The sequence below is a fragment of the Rhizobium sp. Root1203 genome (assembly GCF_001424945.1).
In the GTDB taxonomy this organism is placed as follows: domain Bacteria; phylum Pseudomonadota; class Alphaproteobacteria; order Rhizobiales; family Rhizobiaceae; genus Rhizobium.
This window is the reverse complement of sequence record NZ_LMCW01000017.1, coordinates 43,044-60,149: the sequence shown is the minus strand read 5'-3', so window position 1 is coordinate 60,149 and position 17,106 is coordinate 43,044. Positions and strand designations below refer to the sequence as shown.

The following is a 17,106-nucleotide window of genomic DNA, read 5'->3' as shown; positions in this document are numbered from 1 at the left end:
CAGTCGACCGCGTCGCGGCCGGCTCTCTCGTACTTTGGGGAAGGACTGTCACGGGCGCGGGAGAGGCTCCTTGATTTAGATCAACGACACCGCAGTTTCGGTCGAAGCCCGCCGCTATTACAATCTGTTACAAAGTTTCACCTTTTGAAACCGTCCGATCATTTCTGTGTGACGTAGCGACGATCTAGTGCCCTCACCAAACAAGAGGGAATACTGCCGTGCTGATGCAGAACAACGCCGCCTTCGAGCCTGCAGGACCAACGCACGATGTCATGCTCTCGTCTCTTTTTCTGACCTCCGCGACAGAAGCGATCGCAGCTGGGAAGGCGATCTGCTGGGAGGGTGACACTGCCAGCCATCTGTTTCAGGTCGTCGAAGGCGTGGTCCGTCTGCATCGCATCATCGGCGAAGGCCGTCGTGTAATCACCGCTTTCCACTTTGCCGGCGATCTCATAGGCGCGTCGCTTCAGGATGCGTTCCTCTTCACAGCCGAGGCGGTGAGCGACTGCAAGATCCGACGGGTATCGCGAAAGAGCTTCCACGAGGAAGTCGCACGATCGGAGTTACTCCGTCCCGTCTACATCAACCTGCTATGTCAGGAAACAGCGGCCGCCAACGACCAGATGGTGCTGTTGTCCAAGTTGAACGCGGAGGAACGGCTCTGCAGCTTCATCGTGAAGCTTGCCTCCCGTCCTGACGCTCAGATGCGCCAGGGCTTGCTGCGGGTCCCCATGAGCCGACAGGACATCGCGGACTATCTTGGCATCACCATCGAAACCGTCTCAAGAACCATCACAAAGCTTGCGTCGCGGAATGTCGTCGTCCCGGAAGGACGACATGACCTGAGAATTGTGAACCTCAATCGTCTGATGCAGTTGTCGGGGAACGCTGATGATTTCTCGGACAAAACCTGCCATAGGGTCAGGCTCCACTAATGCAGAGAGACCCAGGTAAGCCATGCCCCATCGCCTGATATCGCCGCGCACCGCATCACCTAAGGAACTGGATGCCCTGGTGCACGTGCTCGACGGGGCGGACATAATTATACATCGCTCTGAAGGCACCATCACCCATTGGTCTATCGGGTGCGAGAACATGTATGGCTGGACGAGGGAGGAAGCTGTCGGCGAGAAAGTATACGAGCTCCTCGAGACGCAGTTTCCAGAACCTGCGGACACTATTCATGCCCAACTCAAGTCTCATGGCTTCTGGCAGGGCGAGATCATTGACCGCCATAAGAGCGGACATCTCATCCACGTCGCGACGCGCTGCGTCTTGGTCAACCTCACCGACGGAGATCTGGCCGTCATCCAGACAAACAGCGATGTCAGCGCTCTCAGACGCGCCCAGGAAGCGGTCAACGCGCGGGAAGCCCATCTAAGTTCGATCCTGGACACGGTCCCCGATGCCATGGTTGTCATCGACGACAGCGGGATGGTGCTTTCTTTCAGCAAGGCGGCCGAGAAACTGTTCGGCATGTCGTCCGAGCAGATCTGCGGACGAAACGTGAGCAACTTGATGCCCAATCCCTACCGGGACTCTCACGACGGCTATATCGATCACTATCTCAAGACTGGTGAAAAGCGTATCATCGGCTACGGCCGCGTCGTAACGGGCAAGCGTGCCGACGGCTCCCATTTCCCGATGGAGCTCCATGTAGGCGAGGCGACGGCCAATGGAGAGCGAATCTTCACAGGGTTCGTGCGCGACCTCACCAGCAAGGTCAGAATCGAGGAAGACCTTCGCCAATCTCAAAAGATGGAGGCGGTCGGCCAATTGACCGGGGGGATCGCTCACGACTTCAACAATCTGCTCACGGTGATCAGCGGCAATCTGGAAATGATTGAGGACAAGCTGCCGCAGGGACAGCTTAGGGGCCTCTTGAAAGAGGCACAGGACGCCGCCGCAGACGGCGCGAAACTCACCGGGCAGTTGCTGGCGTTCGGACGGCGGCAGCCATTAAGCCCAAAACCCGCGGATCTCGGACAGCTGGTTTCCGGCTTTTCGGATCTCCTGAGGCGAACGCTGGGCGAGAACATCAAGCTCTCGACTGTGATTGCCGGCGCGGGCCTGAACGTGCTCGTGGACAGCTCGCAACTTCAGAACGCCATCTTGAACATCGCGCTGAACGCCCGAGACGCAATGCCGAGGGGCGGAAGTCTCACGACGGAAATCTCGCGAGTGCATCTGGATGCCGACTACGCCAAGATGTACCCGGAAGTCCGCAGCGGCAATTTCGTTCTGATCTCGATGACCGACACTGGCGCTGGCATGTCCGAAGAAGTGCAAAAACGCGCGATAGAACCATTTTTCACGACAAAGGACGTGGGCGCTGGTACCGGACTTGGCCTCAGTATGGTCTATGGCTTCGTAAAGCAGTCCGGTGGACACCTCCAGCTATACAGCGAAACTGGGCGTGGGAGCACGATCCGGATCTATCTGCCTGCCATCGGCAGTTCCGGATCCCAGGAGGTCCAACAGGGGCCGGAGCCGGTTGAAAGCCCCCTTCCTCAGGGCGACGAACTGGTTTTGGTCGTCGAGGACGATCCTCGCGTCCGGCGCGTCGCCGTAGCAAGGTTGTCCTCGATGGGATATTCGGTTCTCGAGGCGGATAGCGGACGCCGTGCGATGGAAGTCCTAAGGGCCGACGACAAAATCGCACTTCTCTTCACCGACATCGTGATGCCCGGCGGAATGACGGGCGACGAACTGGCCCGCGAGGCCCGCAACCTTCGTCCTGACATGTCCGTTCTCTTTACGTCCGGCTACTCGGAACCAGGGCTGACCGAAACCGATGGGATCATTGGCTCGCAGTGGCTTCGCAAGCCATACACGGCCCGAGAACTTGCTTCGAAAGTTCGCGAGCTCCTCGACGAGCGTTGATCCGGAAGCTTTCATTTTTCCCAGTTTGACGAGCGTCAAAGAACGCATCCATCGCATGTCTTAGAAAGCGTCCCAGAGGCCAAGTCGGCCTCGAAGAACAGGAGATATGCAAATGCGTTTGAAGTACGGTCTGATTGCTGCAACGGCAGCCTTGATTGCTTCGACGGCGCCGTTGATGGCTGCTGACCACCAGGTTCAGATGCTCAACAAGGGCACTGCCGGCGCAATGGTATTCGAACCTAGTTTCGTGAAGATCGCTCCCGGCGATACGATCACCTTCGTTCCGACGGACAAGAGCCATAACGTCGAAACGTTCAAGGGTCTCATTCCGGACGGCGCTCCCGAGTTCAAATCGAAGGCCAGCGAACAGTACCAGGCAAAGTTCGACGTGCCTGGCGCCTACGTCGTGAAATGCACGCCGCACGCTGGCATGGGCATGGTCGCCTTGATCCAAGTTGGCGACGCGCCTGCAAACCTCGAGGCCATCAAGACGGCCAAGGTTCCGAACATGGTGCGCAAGCGGCTTGACGTCGATCTCGCACAACTCGCCCAGTAACTAAACTCGTAGCGGGCGGCGCCGGAAATGTGCGCCAGCCCGCGACGGAGAAAACTCATGATCAAGCAAGTCTCACTGGCGGTCGTGGCAGGCCTATTTGCTGTCGGCGCCGCACATGCTCACGCAACACTGGAGCAGAACCAAGGTATTTCCGGCAAGGCCTACAAGGCCGTCGTTCGCATTGGACATGGTTGCGAAGGCAAGCCGACGATCAAGGTCCGTGTGAAGGTACCCGAGGGTCTCCTCTCGGCGAAACCGATGCCGAAACCCGGCTGGAGCGAAGAGAAGGTCAAGTCGGCATATGAAAAGAGCTACGATCTTTACGGAAAGCCCGTGAAGGAAGGCGTCACCGAGATCGTGTGGACCGGCGGCAGCCTCGCCGACGACGAATATGACGAATTCATCTTCCGTGGGACCGTCGCTAAGGAGATTCCCGCAGGAACGCGGATCTACGTTCCGGTCGTTCAGGAATGCACCGACGGGGCTTCCGAACGCTGGATCGAAATCCCTGCAGCGGGCAAGACATCCGATGACTATGAGACCCCTGCCCCCTACTTTGACGTGATCGAGCAGCCCCGCTCTTAAATGCGAGTAGTCGCCCATGTGCTCCAAGCTTCAAAACTGGGCGACGTTGCTCCTTCTGCCTGCAAGCCTCCTGCTTGTCATCGCAATAAGCATTCTCGTCCCAGTTAGCGCGCATGCCCATGCCGTTCTTGTCAGTTCTTCGCCGGCCAGCGATGAGACCGTCAAGACGTCTCCTTCCGTCGTCAGGCTACAGTTCAACGAGCCTGTCAGAGTGATCAGGGCTGCAGCCAGAAACGCGGATGGCGCCAGTCAGAATCTGATCGCGGACACCACCGGCAGGGCAGTAACATTCCATCTTAAAGATCCAGTTGGCAAAGGCTCGGTGATCGTGAGTTACCGCGTCGAGTCCGAAGACGGACATCCGGTCGGCGGTTCGCTCGTTTTTCATGTCGGCGCGGCATCGCCTGCGTCGCCTGATGTCCGCGAAGCCGCAACGTCCGGTCTGAACGTCGCCATATGGCTCGTCCATATCGTGACGATACTCTACCTGGCGGTTCTCGTTGGGGGAGCGCTGTTCCATCGTTGGCTCGATCCTGGCCGCGAAGGGCCTCTACGATCCTTCGGGACGCTGGTTCCCGGCGGCCTTCTTCTCGTGACAGGCCTTTACCTGCAGGGTCTGGACGAAACGGGCATGGGTCTCGCGTTCCGGGGGATTGAACCCCTCAAAGACGCCGCGCACGGCAACGCGTTGATTGCGGCGGGCCTCGGCTTTCTGTCTATCGTCCTTGTATCGCTTCCTCTCGCTGAAAACCGTAGAGGCAATCTCATCGCCGCAGTACTGGCGACGGTGGCCGCTTCAACGGCCTTTACGTTCACGGGTCACTGCAACGTCGTCGAACCGCGCTGGCTGGCCAGAACATGCATTTTCCTTCATGGAGCGGCCATGCTCTTCTGGATCGGCAGTCTGATGCCATTGTGGCAGCTCAGCAGAACACGAGTCAGAAAGCGCGCCCTCCTGGGCTTCTCGCGCGCGATTCCGGTACCGTTCGTTCTCATGCTTGCAGCAGGCGCAGCTCTTGCATTAATCGAGCTGCCCGAAATTTCGCAGATGCTTTCTTCGCTCTACGGTCAGGTCCTGGCTGTCAAAATCGCGCTCGTTGGGGTCCTCTGCATCCTCGTAGGATACAATCGCTTCTGGCTCACGAAGCCGGCGCTTGCGGGGAGCCGGACCGCTCGCACGCGTCTTCGACGCAGCATTGCCTGCGAGATTGCATTGGCGATCGCCATCGTCGGCGCAGCGTCCCTCTGGCGCTTTGCCGGACCTGCCGAGGCGGCCGTGGATGAACCAGCAATGTCTCTTCATCTCCATTCAGACAAGCTCATGGCGCAACTGGAGCTTGGTCGCGATTCCGTCGGGGTGTTCCGCGCGTATGTCGTCGTCATGGGGGCTGATTTCGGACCGATAGGACCGCGTTCGGTGATGCTTCGACTGACGAATCCGGGGGCAGGCATCGAGCCGCTCAAGTACGAGCTGCGAAAGGCGCCAGAAGGCGGCTGGGAAGGAACGGTTCTGGCAATTGGCAACCCAACAGGCTGGACAGTCGACGTCGAAGTCCTGATCGACGATTTTACATCGGCGCATCTTGAAGGCCGTTTGTCGAAATAGGATCCCCGCTGGCATTCAGCAGATTTTTAGGCAATGACCGTTTGGCGCCGGCCTATGCTCCATCCTTCGCCGAAAGCCGGGAAGCTGGCAACGTGTCAGCATCGCGACGAAGACGTCCTTGCCAGGCCGTTGGCCGGTTCCGAAACAGCTGAAGGATTGGAGGGTCACCTCACACGTTCTTTAGGCCTGGCGGCCAAGTTCTTGACGGCTCCCGGTCAAATCGATCAGATCTACGCAAGCGTCGGGATACCCTCTAAGCACCTGCCTGATCGAGGCGACATCCATCAGGTTGAAAGCCGTCGACAGCGCGTCGGCAGTGACGGCGTTGTCGGCTATCACGCTAACGCGTCGATAGCGCTCTGGTGTGGCACCAGCCCTTGGATGAAGGATGTGCCCGAAGCTTCCAGACTGATCGAACACAAATCCGGCAGAACTCGACGTAGCGACGGCGCGGTTGACGATGGAAAGCACCGCGTCGGGCTCGCCGCTGTCTTGCGTGGCCGCCAATCCTATCCGCCAAGGTTCTCCCCCTTGCTGGGCGCCAATGGCACGCTCTTCGCCCATGTCCACCAAGCTGCTTTCGACGCCAGCCTCGCGCAGTATCTCGACAACCCGATCGGTAACGAATCCTTGGGCCACGCCATTGAGGGTGATGGCCATTCCTGGGCGCGTGAACGCCACGCGGCCCGATCCAAACTTCACGCCGTCGAACCCGACGCGCTTGAGGCGATCTCTTAGAACCGTTGCGTCGGGGCCTTGCTCATCTGCACCTGGTTTCGCGAAATGATCCCGGTAAAGTTCCCAGACAGGCTGCACGGTCGGATCGAAAAGGCTGCCGGTCGATTCCCAGAATCCGTAGCACACATGAAGCAATGCCAGCATTTCCGGCTCCGGTGCGACAAGGCCGCCCGCGCGGTTCAATTCCACGATGTCCGAATCGTCACGATAGAGGCTGAACATCCTCTCCAGCCGCGCGACTTCCGTCACGACCAGCTCAATCAGTCGATGAGCCCTGGCCGCGTCGTGGTCATTCAATATCAACTTTGCTGGCGCGCCCAGCGCCTGACCGCTCCACACGAATGCCGATGGAGAGGAATTGGCCACGCTACTGGAGTAAAGCAGGGGCAGCCCGGCCGCGGCAGCAAAGATCCCTATTGCGCGCCGTCTGGTCATCAACTTAGCCATCAGTGCCGCTCCCTGCGTTGACCGGGGCATCTGACGCTGTCGCCAAAACGTCGCTGTCCTCGATTTCGTTTAAAATCAGCACTTTGCCGCCATTCTTGTGCGCAAAGGCATTGGCATCCGCGCGCACTGAGAAAGGAACTGTCTCGGGAGCACCCATGCCACCATGAACCTTGCTTCCCACGACGTAGAACGCGCGCTCGGCGTCTATCCAATTCCGACTGCCCGGATTTTCCCAGCTCGAGGCTTTGCTCATGTCCGAGACGTAGATCGCCGCGACATCCTGCGGTTCTTCGCGAAGTCTCGTGAAGGCGACTGCGTCGCGTGACGAGCTGAACCAGACGGCCTTGCCCCCGCCCCTGAGGATGATCTGACCCTTCGGGCCGGGGTGTTCGAGGACGTTCATTCCACAAAAGTGGTCCACGGCTTCGGATGTAAGTTCCAGCGGTTTTGGCACTGTCGTTTCGGCCTTCTCGCAGCCGGTGAGAAGCAACGCCGAAAGTATGAATGACATGGCGATAGGGCGGGTCATAGTTCTCTCCTGGAGAAACGAGCTATTGCGAGCGAAAGAGGAACGGCGGCCCACAGCAACAGGGAAGCCACCAGCAACTGAGGCGTCAGCAATGAGCCGGCGGCGACGCCCGACATTGCCGATACCGATCCCGCCGCTTCTGATCCCAGGTTGAGCAGCCTGTAGGCATCAGTCGGATTCGCCATGAGCAGGGCGCTCAGCAATCCCGGCGAAAAACCCTGCCCCTTCGTTGATACCAGGGCGCCGAGCAGTCCCATGTCGTAGATGATTACGAAAAACAGCCAGATCCCCAGGGCAATCCCGCCCGCCGTACTCCGCTGGCTGACAGAGGCGCTAACAAGGTACCCGAGTGCCATGAAAACCGCGCCCAGCAGAATGGAGGAGCCGATCATGCAGGCGAACGAGATCCAGCTACTTGCACTGACCGGAGTTCCTGCAGCAATCAGTGCGGCGCCGGCCGCGCCATAGCCCACCAAGGTCGCGACAGAGAGAATAAGTGTGTGACCGACGAATTTCCCCAGAACGATCTGCCTGCGCCCGATGGGATAGCTCAAGAGGAGAAGCAGAGTGCCGCGCTCCATCTCGCCGACGATGGCGTCATGCGCAAGGAGAAGTGCTATTAGCGGAATTAGGAAGATCGTCAGGCTTGCAAGACTGACGATGACGATATCCAGGCGGCCGGCAACGACGTTTCCAGTAGGTGTGCTTCCAAGGAACGACAGCGTCAGTGCCAGTGAGGCGAGAAGCAACGTCACCGCAAGAACCCATCGGTTTCTCAGGCCCTCCTGAATCTCCTTGCGCGCAATGATCAGGATGTTGTTCATGGCCGTTGCCCTTGAGTTCGAAGAAAGTGTGCATAGACGTCGTCGAGCGTGGGCTCGATGATTGTCATGCTGGTGAGCGCGGCCGGATCCGAAGTTACGGCCGAGAGGACTGCTATCTTGTCCCTGTGATGGACCTCCGCCTCCAGAAACCTGTCCTTTCTCTCGAACCATTTGACCGGGCCGTTCGACCACGGGTTCGTCGTGGCCGAGCTGCTCGGCTTGAATCTTATGTGAGTTGGAAGGCAGGCGATCTGACGCAGCTCGTCGAGCGAGCCGTCGGCAATCTTGTGGCCACCGTTTACGATGACGACGCGCTCGGCCCGCTCTTCCAGTTCGCTGAGCGCATGGGAGGAAAGCAAGACTGTCGTTCCTCTTTGCTTGAACTCAAGGATGAGGTCGTAGAAGCTTCGCCGGAGCGCGGGATCCAAACCGCTTGTCGGCTCGTCCAGGAGGAGAAGGCGAGGATCGCCCAAAAGCGCCTGGGCCAATCCCAACCGTTGTCGCATCCCTTTCGAATAAGTTCTTACCGGCCGGTCGGCAGCGCTTTTGGCCAGCCCGACCTGATCGAACAGTTTCTGGCATTGATCGAGGGGTACGCGTTTCAGTCTGGCATAGAATGACAGGATTTCCCGGCCGGTCAGAGCCAGGTGAAACGAGACGCTTTCAGGCAGGTATCCGACTTGCCTGCGGACGCTGAGGTTTCCCGATACCGGATCCTCTCCCAGTACCCTCACGGTTCCGTCCGTGGGACGAAGCAGGCCGAGGATCGCCTTGATCAGGGTCGTCTTGCCCGCGCCGTTGTGGCCGACAAGCGCTACCAACTCGCCTTCTTTTAGAGCAAACGAAACGCCGTCGATTGCGGCCACGTCAGCGTAGCGTTTAGACACGTTGTTCAGAGCAATTGTCGACGTCATCGCGAACCGTCCTTCGGGGCGGGAGGAGCCATCAGCGGCTTGCTGTCGATAACGCCGCCAGGGAGTAGGGAGGGAAACTGGGCCTGCGCCCAGCGAATGATCTGTACCGCGGGGCTCGTTGTGAGAACTTTGGCTTGGGGCGCCGTCCAAAGCACGGTGTCGATTATGTCATTGGGACGGTAGGGACCGTCCCCCAGACCGTCGCCATCGAGGTCGAACGACGGGTTGTCGCTCCAGTAGTTCCCTCGGCCTTTCTTTGACCAGTCGAGGTAGCGGGAACCGACGTATTTGACCTGGTTCCGATTGCTGACGAAGGCGTTCCCGGTGATTTCGTTCCCCTCGGAGCCGGCGGTGAAGTGGATGCCGATGGCGCAGTTTTGAAAGAGGTTGCTCTCCAGGACGTTGCGGTTGGCGTTGTAGATGAAAACGCACTTTTCCGGTCCCAGCATTTGCTCGCCCTCTGCCGGGCGGGCTTCTCCTACAGGCAGATCGGTGGTGTCGGCTCTGGTGCCCCCCATCGTCCACCTTTCGGACGGCTGGAGGCGGCCGACGACCTTGTTGCGTCGAACGGTCGAACCGTTGGCGAAATTGAGAAGGAGGCCGTGATCGCGGTCGCCGTCGGAGACGTTGTCCGTAATCGTCAACCGGCTGGAAAACATGATTGCGTAGCCGACAAGATTTCCCTCGGAGACATTCCCGGCAATCACGCTGTCGTTCGTGTACATGTAGTGCACGGCAAACCGGAGATTGCGGAATCGATTTCCGGTGAAGACGTTGTGCCTGCTAGCGTTCGTCGAGATGCCGTCCTTGCCGAAGCTTATCGTGTTGTCGACGATCTGCGCACCTGGCGCGTTCCATAGAGAGACGCCATTTCCTGCCTCGCTCATACGGCCGGCAGTGAGCCCCTGGATCTCATTGCGCCGCGCGATAGCGTCGGCTGCTCCGTGGAGATAGACTCCGTTCAAATTTCCTGTGATCAAGTTGTCCTCGACCACCGCGCCCGTGGCCGACTGGGCGACGAAGACGCCGGAATCAAGCGCTGCCAGATCAAAGCCCGATCCCTTTATCGTGAGACCTCGAACGACCGCCCTGGGGGCTGTCAAAGTGATCACGCTGCCCACCTCGTGTCCGACAATGACCGCGCCCGGTACGCCCTCCAGGACGACTGCCTTTGTCAGGACGAGCGGGCCGGGATAGGAGCCCGCAGCAAGCCTGACGGTATCGCCGTCGGCAGACGCATCGAGAACCTGTTGAAGCGTTGCTGCGTTGGGCGGTCCGACCTCAATCTCGGCAGCGTTCGCGCGCGCCGGCATGGCGGTCGAAGCGACCGCCATGCCGAAGATCAATATTTTGCCAAGAGAAGGCATCACGCCGCCTTGGGCTCGACGAACATGCGACCCTGCATTTCCATGTGCATCGCATGGCAGAACCACGAGCAATAGAACCAGTAGACGCCTGCCTTGTCGGCGGTGAAGGTGACCGAAGCCGTCGCTTGAGGCGCGACCTCCATCTGGATACCGTAGTTGACGATGGAAAAGCCGTGGGTCAGGTCTTCGACATCGTCGATGTTCGTGACATAGACCGTGACCTCGTCGCCCTCCTTGACCGAGAAGGATTCGAGGCCAAACGCCGGCGCTGCCGAAGTCATGTAGACGCGGACCTTGTCTCCATCACGGATTACATCGGAATCAGACAACAGATCGATGTTGTCCTTCTTGGCCTGCGCGACCGCATCCGCGAAGAAAACATCATCCCGGCTCCAGGTGCTGACCGGATTGATTTTCGAAGAGTGAACGATGGTTGCGTCGTGGGGCTCGGCGAAAGTCGGGTTGTCATGGACGAGAACCATCTTGTCGCCGGAGATGTCGATGAGCTGATCGTTCTCCGGTTTCAGAGGGCCAACGTTGAGATAGCGGTCCTTCGAGAACTTGTTTAGCGATATGAGCCATTTCCCGTCCGCATCCTTCGTTTGGCCCATCGACGTGTGATTGTGACCAGGCTGGTACTGCACATCTAGCTTCTGGCGGATCGGATCGACCTTCTCCCCCTTGAAGGCCCGAATGGCGTCTTCGATGTTCCACTTGCAGATCTGGCTATCGATAAACAGGGTCGTATACGCGTTGCCCCGGCCGTCGTATGCGGTGTGAAGCGGTCCCAAACCGAGCTGGGGTTCGGCCACGACCGTGTCGCGCGGTTTGATCTTGTCCTCAAACAAGTCGTCGAACTTGCGGACGTCGAAGACGGTGACTGTCGGGGACAGCTTCCCGTTGGCCACGACGTGGATACCGTCCGGCGCGGTGTTGATCCCGTGCGGGCTGTTGGAGACCGGAATGTAGCGGGTGAACGCCGAGCCATGGCGGCCGTCGAGAACTGGAACGCCGCCGATTTCCTTGAACTCGCCCTTGGCGACCGCGTCCTCGATCCGCTTGAGGTTGAAGACCACGACCCAGTCCTGGTCCTTCGCCATCGTCTCCGGAAGGTTGACGCCCTCTTCCGAGTTGTAGCAGGTCGCAAAGCAATACTTGCCCTGATAGTCTGCATCGACGTTGTCGAGGTTACCATCCACGATGATCTGCCAGGCGACCTTCATCGTTTCGCCGTCAACCGCCGTGAAGACGGCGTGATACTGCTTCGGATCATCGAGGACCTTCCCGTCGTTCGGGATCGGAACGCGGTCTTCACCGTTGCAGAAGACGTAGCCGGTCTTGGGGTACTTCTGCACGCGCAGACCATGAACGGTGTGCTGGTTGGGGAGTTCGATAATCTTGTCGCACTTCATCACGTCGAGACGGATTCTGCAGACACGGGTGTTCGCCTTGTCGTTGGCAAACAGATAGCGGCCGTCGTAGGACCCGTCGGTGAAGGAAGGATGGGGATGATGCAGGTCGCCGTTGTGGTATACGCCACCCCGCTTGGCGAGAAATTCGCGGGTTTGCGGCAGGAGGCCCTCGGTCAGAACCTTGCGGCTTTCGTTTGTCAGGCCCCAGCCGGTTGCACTGCAGCGGTTATAGACCGGGATCCGCATCAGTTCTCTCATCGAGGGAAGGCCGACGACGCGGATTTCACCGGACTGCCCCCCAGATACGAAGACATAGTATTCGTCCAGTTCGCCCGGCTTGACCTCGTAATCGAGACTTTCAGCGCCAGCAGGTGTGGCCATGGCTCCCGAAAGCGTCAATGCCCCGCCGACGCCGGTCACTCCGGCTGCCGCTGCGAACGCAGTGGTTCCCAATAGTTGCCGCCGATTGAAAAGCGGGTGTTTTTCTTCTTTTGTCATTGCCTTCTCCTTGGTGAACATGTCAGGCCGGTTGGTCCGACGAGGTCTCGGTTTTCTTGATCGGGGCACCCTTGTAGGTCACTTCAACCCTCTGCTTCTTCGCAGGTGTTTCGCCCCTCGATTCAGGCGTCGATAGCGCCATGAATTTCTCGCGCTTGAGCCGCACCTGAATCATGTGCGGGCAGCGCTGATCGTCCTGGTAAAGCTCCTGGCAATGCATGCAGTAGATGCATTCATTGACGTTGATCTGTCCTTCGGGATGGATAGCCTGAACGGGACATTCCTTGGCGCAGCGCTGGCAAGGGGAGCCGCATTCGGGCCACCGCTTGAGCCATTCGAACATCCTGATCCGACCGGGTATGGCCAGTGCCGCACCCAGCGGACATAGGTACCTGCAGTAGAAACGTTCGACGAAAAGGCCTGCGACAAGGAGGGAGAGCGCAAACAGTACGAACGGCCATTGGCGTGCGAACTTGAGGATGATCGCCGTCTTGAATGGCTCGATCTCGGAGAGTTGCTCCGCGAGAGCCATCGAGTAGAACGAGACACCGAACAGCCCGAGGAAAACGATGTACTTCACAGGCCAGAGGCGCTCGTGCAGGCCCCACGGCAGCTTCACTTGGGGAACGCCAAGCTTTTTGGCCAAGTTGTTTGTGAGCTCTTGCAACGCACCGAAGGGGCACAGCCACCCGCAGAACGGGCCCCTCCCCCAGAACAGGAGCGCGGCCGCGCCCGCGGCCCAAAGCAGAAATATAAGAGGTGCGGCGAGGAAGAACTGCCAGTTGAAACCCGACACGACCGCATTCGCGAAGGTCAGGACGTTTACGACGGAAAGCTGCGCGTTCGCATACCAGCCAAGCCAGAAAAGTGTGAACAGGAGGAATCCCGTGCGAACGTATCCGAACAGTTTGGGACGGCGCACCAGCCAGTCCTGGAAGAAGAAGATGGCGGTCAAAGCGAGGACGGCCGCTAGCGTGATAGCGATCTTCGTCCTGCTTGACTGCCAGATCGTGATCCAAAGCTGATTGTCGATATCGCTTCCGGTGGCCTCGGCGGGTACATCCTGAGGCGACGCCGCAGTTGCTGGCGGCTGCGTCTGGTTCACCCGGTCGACCTTCACATAGATGTCCGGCAGCGAGTATCCGATGTTGAAGGGCAGCACCGCCTTCTGCGCGCCCATCGTACGCTGGACCAGCAGCTGAAGTTCGAAAGGCGCCGTCACATCGAAGGTGAAGTCCTTTGGCACCTGGAAAAGAGCAATTTCGCGCAGCTTCGGCGCGCCGGCTGCCGCGAGCGTCGGAATGCGGGTATGGTCATGATCGTGGAAACGAACGCCTTGCCCGTCTTGAACAAGCTCGATCCTGTCGAAAATTCCGCCTCTGACGTAGCCTGAGCCCTTGAACGAGTAGGCTCCGTCTCCGGCGACCAAAATCGCCGACTGGTCGGGTTTCAACCGGCTGCGCAGGCGGTCGTAAAGAGCATCGCCCAGAAGGCTTCTGCCGATGACCGGGACGCTGACTGGGGCGACGTAGAGATCGATGAACCGTTCGGTATCCGGTGTCGTCTCGGGATTGTTTGCCGCCGCATCCTGCCTGGCCGTCCGGAACGCCTCCGAAACCTCCCCGACGGTCAGGCGGAGGCTTCGGATGGAGCCATCTCCGACAAGCGTCTGCCAGTCCTCGACGCCGGACTTCGCACTATCAACGCTCCGTATGTCAGCTGTGGCCGGCGTTTTGGCGGCTTGCTGTGTGTCCAGCCGATGCGAACGGATAAGTTTGACCGCAGAGCGAATGACGCTGTCGCCCATGACCAGAACCGTCACAGTGGCACCGCTGACGATGTCGACCTGGGGCGGACGGTCAAGGCCCGCAGCGACTCTTCCCAAATCCTTGCCAATGATAGAATTGAGCGCCGCTACGACGCGACCTTGCGGAATCCCGATCAGCACGATCGGCTCCTTGTGGTCTACAAGCTTGATTCCGCTGACGACACCCGCGGACGTGATCCCGACCACGATATGGATGGGCTTGCCGGAGTAGCCGGTCGATGCCGTAAAATCTGAATTCAGGTATGCGTAGCCGAGCGCCGCCCCGTTTCGAAGAACTGGCGCGATCGGGGGCTCTCCTTGCGGCGGCCCAAAGGAGTCCGCGCCGGCGAAAAGCTCGGACGGCTGAACTTTCTGGAGATAGCTCGAAAGCTGGTCGCCTGCGTTGGCGGTAAATGGCGACGACAACACCACCAGTGATACGAACAGTGCCCGGACCCATGATCGAATGAGGAGAGTTGAAGGCAATGGCATGTCCCGGCGCGTTCCGTCGTTGGCGATTACGGTCGGGACAATAGTCGCCGGGCAGCAGACACTCTTTGATGCTTATCAAACTCGAACCTGATCGTTCTGATATCCCTACGCATCGAAATGGCGCCCGAGCGGAGGACAAGATGGCGAACCTGAAAAACGAGCCAGCGTCGATCAATTCGATTGCCGAGCTGCTTGCCACGGCGAAGGCTATGGAACTGGAGGCAATCGAGAGCTACGAAGCATTGGCGCGACACATGAGGAATAGAAAGCCGGAACTTGTGTCGGTATTTCAAAGGCTTGCCACCGAGGAACGTGAACACCTCGCATCCGTTGAGGCCTGGCGCGGTCAGGCCGAGGTTGCCAGCGAGGGTATCCCCCTCATGTCGGAGGAAGTGTTTGACGAGGAAGGGATGGATCTGGCGGACCCCGAACTCGTCTCTGCCTATCGAGCCTTCTCCGTCGCAGTGCGCAACGAAGAACGCGCATTCCTGTTCTGGATATACATCTCCGCACACGCTCCTACCGGGGAAATCGCCCAAGCTGCAGAGCGCATGGCGAGAGAGGAACTAGGGCACATGTCGACCCTCCGCCGCGAGCGCCGGCTCGCCTTCCATGCAGACAGGAAGATCGGTGCCTCGAGGGCCATCTCGATTGCGCGCATTGAACAATTGCTTGAAATCAGTCTTCAACGGTTGGTCGGGCACGACCATTCAAGCGCGGAGAAGTTGGCGGTCCTTGCGCAACAGGCTCGGGAGCGCGCCGTGAAATTGGGGGATCGCACGCTGGACTTCGATCGTCCCGCGAACTTGGCGAGCATGTCGGCCACGGCATTGACAGAAGTCCTGCTGGACTTTCACTTGGTCGCGGCCGAGCGGTCAAGCGATGAGCAGGACCGAATTCGTGCCCAGCTATTTGCGGGCCAGTTAGTTGCGACCCTGCTGGCATTGCGGGACGGAACGGCGCCGGAGCCGGAAAGCTCGGATCGTCGAGCTTGACCGAGAGGTAGTCGCGGCCTCGGAGGTCTTCTGCCAGGCTGCGCCGAGTTCAACGCTACCGGCGTAGACGCGGAACTGCGGGCCCGGTGTTGTCACTTAAACCTGCTGTCAGTGAGTGTTGCGTAGAGCTGGTGGGATGAAGCCATCAGCTACAAGCGTCACCGTTTCCCGCGACAGATCATCTCGAATGCGGTCTGGCTGTACTTTCGGTTCCCGCTGAGCCACGCTTGTCGAGGAACTGTTGCTGGAGCGCGGCATCGTCGTTTCGTATGAAACGATCCGGCGATGGGGTCGGAAATTCGGACCAGGCTACGCGAAGCAAATCCGCCGCCGACGGCCGGCGGACCGTGACGTCTGGCATCTGGACGACGTGTTCCCGTCGCCGGCCGCAAACACTGGCTTTGGCGTGCCGTTGACCAGGACGGCTACGTTCGCGATGAGATCGTTCAAAGCCGGCGCGATACGAAAGCCGCGAGACGATTGCTGATCAGGCTGCTGAAGAAAGAAGGCATGCCGCCCAAGGGGATCATCACCGACCAACCGTTCGTATAGCGCGGCCAAGCGTGACCTTATGTCGGCTGTCGAGCACAGGTCCCACAAAGGCCTCAACAATCGAGCGGAAGGTTCCCATCTGCCACTGCGAAAGCGGGAACGCATAATGCAGGGTTTCCCATCAGCCGGCAGCGTGCAGCGGTTCGACGTCGCCGATAGAACTCCCGCCGCCTCTGGCGTCAACTGAGAGAGGTGTCGTCCTTCTCGTCTTCCACGCCCTTTTTGAACGCACGAATGCCATGGGCGAGATCGCCCATCAGCTCAGGGATCTTGCCCTTCCCGAAGAACAATAAGACCACTACTAGGACGATTAGCCAATGCCATGCGCTGAATGAACCCATGTCTAAAACTCCACTACCTTTTGCCTGCACCCCACCCTCGGCGGGTTGAAAGTGGCCTCATCTTAGAGAGGTTGGCACACAGTTCGTTGAGGTAGCGCAATCACGACGACGCTTCCGAAGATCAAACTGGGGCACGATCCTTGGTCGCCGCGAACACGCGGTCGATGTCGGACGCTAGGCACGCGCCAGACCGGCTGGCAGTCTCGTTGATCGGAGTTTCTGTGCATGGCGCAATCCGGCTGTCCTATTTGCGCTAGCTCAAAGACAGCGAGCGAAATCATGTGTTCTCTCGGCCGCGAGGGGCGCATTTTTCGTGCAATCGTTGCTATTCGTGACTGGAATCCTATGATATCCTTGGTTGTGAGGGAGGTCGCAATGTCTGAACTTGTACACAAGGACCCGCGTTCGCGGCGTCGGGTCGAGCTCCTCGTTTTTCTGATATTGGCATTTGGAATATGGCCTCTCGTCGCAGTGGGCGTCGTGGGGGGCTATGGGTTCCTCGTGTGGATGTTCCAGATCGTCTTCGGCCCTCCAGGGCCGCCGGCGTCCCTGCACTGAGG

Annotated in this window: 15 protein-coding genes and 2 pseudogenes; 8 read left to right on the top strand and 9 right to left on the bottom strand. The window is 59.1% G+C overall.

The features are described from left to right. Positions 1–218 precede the first annotated feature (218 nt). The 5 genes from ASC97_RS18600 to ASC97_RS18580 all read left to right on the top strand — a co-directional run bounded on the left by ASC97_RS18600 (position 219) and on the right by ASC97_RS18580 (position 5,630). Positions 219–935 (top strand): Crp/Fnr family transcriptional regulator, encoded by a 717-nt coding sequence (locus tag ASC97_RS18600; protein WP_057469831.1) that lies wholly within the window; start codon positions 219–221, stop codon positions 933–935. Positions 936–957: 22 nt separating this feature from the next. Continuing rightward, entirely contained in the window at positions 958–2,883 is a 1,926-nt protein-coding gene (locus tag ASC97_RS18595) for a hybrid sensor histidine kinase/response regulator (RefSeq protein WP_057469830.1), read from the top strand. Between the two features lie 112 nt (positions 2,884–2,995). Then, positions 2,996–3,439 carry a pseudoazurin gene (locus tag ASC97_RS18590; RefSeq protein ID WP_057469829.1) on the top strand — a complete coding sequence of 148 codons (444 nt, stop codon included), beginning with the start codon at positions 2,996–2,998 and terminating at the stop codon, positions 3,437–3,439. A 57-nt stretch (positions 3,440–3,496) separates the two neighbouring features. After that, complete coding sequence (locus ASC97_RS18585) at positions 3,497–4,024, top strand: YcnI family copper-binding membrane protein (RefSeq protein ID WP_057469828.1); 528 nt, start codon at positions 3,497–3,499, stop codon at positions 4,022–4,024. Between the two features lie 16 nt (positions 4,025–4,040). Beyond that, positions 4,041–5,630, top strand: a complete 1,590-nt coding sequence (locus ASC97_RS18580) for a copper resistance CopC/CopD family protein (RefSeq protein ID WP_057469827.1) — start codon at positions 4,041–4,043, stop codon at positions 5,628–5,630. A gap of 180 nt (positions 5,631–5,810) precedes the next feature. On the opposite strand, the gene ASC97_RS18575 is transcribed toward ASC97_RS18580, so the two are convergent. From ASC97_RS18575 to ASC97_RS18545, 7 genes are read right to left on the bottom strand one after another with little or no spacing between them, the layout of a single operon-like run. Further along, entirely contained in the window at positions 5,811–6,815 is a 1,005-nt protein-coding gene (locus ASC97_RS18575) for an FAD:protein FMN transferase (protein ID WP_057469826.1), read from the bottom strand. Beyond that, positions 6,808–7,344, bottom strand: a complete 537-nt coding sequence (locus ASC97_RS18570; RefSeq protein WP_057469825.1) for a nitrous oxide reductase accessory protein NosL — start codon at positions 7,342–7,344, stop codon at positions 6,808–6,810. The genes ASC97_RS18575 and ASC97_RS18570 overlap by 8 nt, the downstream gene beginning before the upstream one ends. Then, positions 7,341–8,168, bottom strand: coding sequence for an ABC transporter permease subunit (locus ASC97_RS18565; RefSeq protein ID WP_057469824.1), 828 nt, complete (start codon positions 8,166–8,168; stop codon positions 7,341–7,343). The genes ASC97_RS18570 and ASC97_RS18565 overlap by 4 nt, the downstream gene beginning before the upstream one ends. Next, positions 8,165–9,082 carry an ABC transporter ATP-binding protein gene (locus tag ASC97_RS18560; protein WP_057469823.1) on the bottom strand — a complete coding sequence of 306 codons (918 nt, stop codon included), beginning with the start codon at positions 9,080–9,082 and terminating at the stop codon, positions 8,165–8,167. Before ASC97_RS18560 ends, ASC97_RS18565 begins: the two co-directional genes overlap by 4 nt. Further along, positions 9,079–10,449 (bottom strand): right-handed parallel beta-helix repeat-containing protein, encoded by a 1,371-nt coding sequence (locus ASC97_RS18555; RefSeq protein WP_082530059.1) that lies wholly within the window; start codon positions 10,447–10,449, stop codon positions 9,079–9,081. The genes ASC97_RS18560 and ASC97_RS18555 overlap by 4 nt, the downstream gene beginning before the upstream one ends. Next, on the bottom strand, positions 10,449–12,359 hold the full coding sequence (nosZ, locus tag ASC97_RS18550) for a TAT-dependent nitrous-oxide reductase (RefSeq protein ID WP_057469887.1): 1,911 nt from the start codon (positions 12,357–12,359) through the stop codon (positions 10,449–10,451). The genes ASC97_RS18555 and nosZ overlap by 1 nt, the downstream gene beginning before the upstream one ends. Positions 12,360–12,381: 22 nt before the next feature. Beyond that, complete coding sequence (locus tag ASC97_RS18545) at positions 12,382–14,658, bottom strand: NosR/NirI family protein (protein WP_057469822.1); 2,277 nt, start codon at positions 14,656–14,658, stop codon at positions 12,382–12,384. A gap of 68 nt (positions 14,659–14,726) precedes the next feature. On the opposite strand from ASC97_RS18545, the gene ASC97_RS18540 reads away from it, so the two are divergent. Further along, positions 14,727–15,653: a ferritin-like domain-containing protein gene (locus ASC97_RS18540; protein ID WP_082530053.1), complete on the top strand. Its 927-nt coding sequence runs from the start codon at positions 14,727–14,729 to the stop codon at positions 15,651–15,653. Here ASC97_RS18540 and ASC97_RS34060 read toward each other — a convergent pair. Further along, positions 15,622–15,737: pseudogene (locus tag ASC97_RS34060) on the bottom strand (DUF736 family protein); the annotation flags it as partial. The gene ASC97_RS18540 and the pseudogene ASC97_RS34060 sit on opposite strands and share 32 nt — an antisense overlap. Positions 15,738–15,797: 60 nt before the next feature. Here ASC97_RS34060 and ASC97_RS18535 point away from each other — a divergent pair. Then, positions 15,798–16,350 (top strand): annotated as a pseudogene (locus tag ASC97_RS18535) (IS6 family transposase); the annotation flags it as partial. Positions 16,351–16,384: 34 nt separating this feature from the next. On the opposite strand, the gene ASC97_RS18530 reads toward ASC97_RS18535, so the two are convergent. Beyond that, positions 16,385–16,546 carry a twin-arginine translocase TatA/TatE family subunit gene (locus ASC97_RS18530; RefSeq protein WP_057469820.1) on the bottom strand — a complete coding sequence of 54 codons (162 nt, stop codon included), beginning with the start codon at positions 16,544–16,546 and terminating at the stop codon, positions 16,385–16,387. A 375-nt stretch (positions 16,547–16,921) separates the two neighbouring features. On the opposite strand from ASC97_RS18530, the gene napE reads away from it, so the two are divergent. Beyond that, entirely contained in the window at positions 16,922–17,104 is a 183-nt protein-coding gene (napE, locus tag ASC97_RS18525; protein ID WP_057469886.1) for a periplasmic nitrate reductase, NapE protein, read from the top strand. The last annotated feature ends 2 nt before the right edge of the window (positions 17,105–17,106 follow it).

What these genes read in the sequence shown, in the direction of transcription:
- ASC97_RS18575 (WP_057469826.1), bottom strand. Translation starts at nt 6,815, where the DNA reads ATGGCTAAGTTGATGACCAGACGGCGCGCAATAGGGATCTTTGCTGCC.
- ASC97_RS18590 (WP_057469829.1), top strand. Translation starts at nt 2,996, where the DNA reads ATGCGTTTGAAGTACGGTCTGATTGCTGCAACGGCAGCCTTGATTGCT.
- nosZ (WP_057469887.1), bottom strand. Translation starts at nt 12,359, where the DNA reads ATGACAAAAGAAGAAAAACACCCGCTTTTCAATCGGCGGCAACTATTG.
- ASC97_RS18555 (WP_082530059.1), bottom strand. Translation starts at nt 10,449, where the DNA reads ATGCCTTCTCTTGGCAAAATATTGATCTTCGGCATGGCGGTCGCTTCG.
- ASC97_RS18540 (WP_082530053.1), top strand. Translation starts at nt 14,727, where the DNA reads ATGCTTATCAAACTCGAACCTGATCGTTCTGATATCCCTACGCATCGA.
- napE (WP_057469886.1), top strand. Translation starts at nt 16,922, where the DNA reads ATGTCTGAACTTGTACACAAGGACCCGCGTTCGCGGCGTCGGGTCGAG.
- ASC97_RS18585 (WP_057469828.1), top strand. Translation starts at nt 3,497, where the DNA reads ATGATCAAGCAAGTCTCACTGGCGGTCGTGGCAGGCCTATTTGCTGTC.
- ASC97_RS18580 (WP_057469827.1), top strand. Translation starts at nt 4,041, where the DNA reads ATGTGCTCCAAGCTTCAAAACTGGGCGACGTTGCTCCTTCTGCCTGCA.
- ASC97_RS18570 (WP_057469825.1), bottom strand. Translation starts at nt 7,344, where the DNA reads ATGACCCGCCCTATCGCCATGTCATTCATACTTTCGGCGTTGCTTCTC.
- ASC97_RS18565 (WP_057469824.1), bottom strand. Translation starts at nt 8,168, where the DNA reads ATGAACAACATCCTGATCATTGCGCGCAAGGAGATTCAGGAGGGCCTG.
- ASC97_RS18530 (WP_057469820.1), bottom strand. Translation starts at nt 16,546, where the DNA reads ATGGGTTCATTCAGCGCATGGCATTGGCTAATCGTCCTAGTAGTGGTC.
- ASC97_RS18595 (WP_057469830.1), top strand. Translation starts at nt 958, where the DNA reads ATGCCCCATCGCCTGATATCGCCGCGCACCGCATCACCTAAGGAACTG.
- ASC97_RS18560 (WP_057469823.1), bottom strand. Translation starts at nt 9,082, where the DNA reads ATGACGTCGACAATTGCTCTGAACAACGTGTCTAAACGCTACGCTGAC.
- ASC97_RS18545 (WP_057469822.1), bottom strand. Translation starts at nt 14,658, where the DNA reads ATGCCATTGCCTTCAACTCTCCTCATTCGATCATGGGTCCGGGCACTG.